At 61.0% G+C, this 1,706-nt stretch carries 2 protein-coding genes; one reads left to right on the forward strand and one right to left on the reverse strand.

Annotated features, from left to right (window positions below; genetic code table 11):
• Positions 1-685, forward strand: a 685-nt coding sequence (locus P0D80_RS49950) for a universal stress protein (protein ID WP_408296088.1), incomplete at its 5' end; no start/stop codon positions are given.
• Between the two features lie 78 nt (positions 686-763).
• On the opposite strand, the gene P0D80_RS49955 is transcribed toward P0D80_RS49950, so the two are convergent.
• Positions 764-1,706, reverse strand: a 943-nt coding sequence (locus P0D80_RS49955; RefSeq protein ID WP_408296091.1) for an ATP-binding protein, incomplete at its 5' end; no start/stop codon positions are given.

The raw sequence follows: 1,706 nt of genomic DNA on the forward strand, positions 1-1,706 counted from the left end.
CGCGGGTTGTGATTTTCGCCTCGAAGAGGATGTGGTCGACCTTTCGAAGCACGGTGGCGATATCGCCACGGCATTGATCGATGCTGCCGACGACTGGCGGGCCGATCTGCTGGTCGTCGGCACACGTCAGCATCATGGGCTAATGCGCTGGGTCGAAGGCACGGTGTCCAAGCCACTGGCGACACACTCCCGATGCTCCCTGCTGATCGTGCCGCCTCCTCACGAGGAAAAGTTGGCGCGCCCCCCGCAACGGATCCTGTTCGCGATCGACGGAAGCGCGCCGTCGCTTGAGGCTTTGAGGTACGGCATGCAGTTTGCGAAATCTGAAGGCCACCTGCGGGCGGTCTATGTCATCGACCGGGCGGTGCGGCTGACGGATTTTGTACCCATTCATGTGCTTGAAGACGCGTTTATCGAAGAGGGTAAAGCGACGCTTGCCACGGCTGCGGAAATATTCGCTGGTTCGTCCTGTCACTGCGATACCGCACTCGCCAGTACCGAACAGACAGGAGACGACATCGCCCACGCGATCGTTCGCGAGGCAAGTCACTGGAATGCTGACCTTCTGGTCATGGGCACGCATGGCCGACGCGGAGTAACACGATGGCTGCTGGGAAGCGTCGCGGGCCGTGTCGCGCATATTACGCAGACGCCGTTGCTGTTCGTTCATGCGCAAGACTCGTGACACAACGTGTCGATGAGGCGCCGCGCATGAATCGATATGCCAGCCTGCTCCAATAGGATCGTGCAAGGCTGCGAGCGTTTATGGCGAGCTGGCGGACTGGGTGGCTGGGAACCCGACCTCGACGCCCAGCCCTCGGCCGTCAATGCCCGATGTATAGGTTAGATGTCCGTCAAGGCGAGCCACAATCCGAGCGACGATCGAGAGTCCCAATCCACTGCCGCTTTGGCGGCTTCCCCCACCCCGGAAAAAGCGATCGCTCAGACGTAACCTGTCCTGGTCCGTTACACCTGGACCGTTATCTCGCACAAGCAGCAGGGTCGCCTCCGACGTTCGCCGGGTCACGAGCTCGACACTACCTCCCGTCTCGCCATACTTGATAGCGTTGTCCACCAGATTGTCCAGCAGGATTCGCACGAGTGCGGGCTCCGCTAACATCGTCACGTGTGCATCTCCGTTCAGGACTAACCCGATGCCTTTGGACGACGCATTCGCTTCGTGAGCAGTGATGCATTCGCGGGCAATGGCATCGAGTTCCACGGTCGAAGCTGGTGCGGATACGCCTTCGTCAAGTCTCGCCAGCAACAGAAGTTGATCCGCCAGATGTGTGCTCCTGTCGACACCTTCAACGACCCGCTGCATTGCGAGGCGTTGTTTTGCGGGATCACGGGTGGTAAGCGCGACCTGCGCCTGAACCTTGATTGCCGCCAGTGGAGACTTGAGTTCGTGTGCAGCATCGGCGGTGAAGGCCCGCTCTCGGTCGAGTGACCCTCGCAGCCGGGAGAACAGAACGTTGAGCGCATCGACCAAGGGACGCACTTCGGCCGGAGTGCGACGCATATCGATAGGGTCCAGATTGCCGGCGTTTCTGGCACCGATGGCCCGCGAGAGTGTTTTAAGCGGCGCGAGGCTGCTGCCAATGCCCACCCAGATCAGCAGCGCGAGAACCGGCAGCGCATAAGCAAGCGGCTTCGCGATGCGGCGCGCCACTCCGGCGCCCAGATCGGCACGGCTATCGCTACGT

Origin of the sequence: Paraburkholderia sp. RL17-373-BIF-A (assembly GCF_046030175.1) — a bacterium.
Lineage (GTDB): Bacteria > Pseudomonadota > Gammaproteobacteria > Burkholderiales > Burkholderiaceae > Paraburkholderia.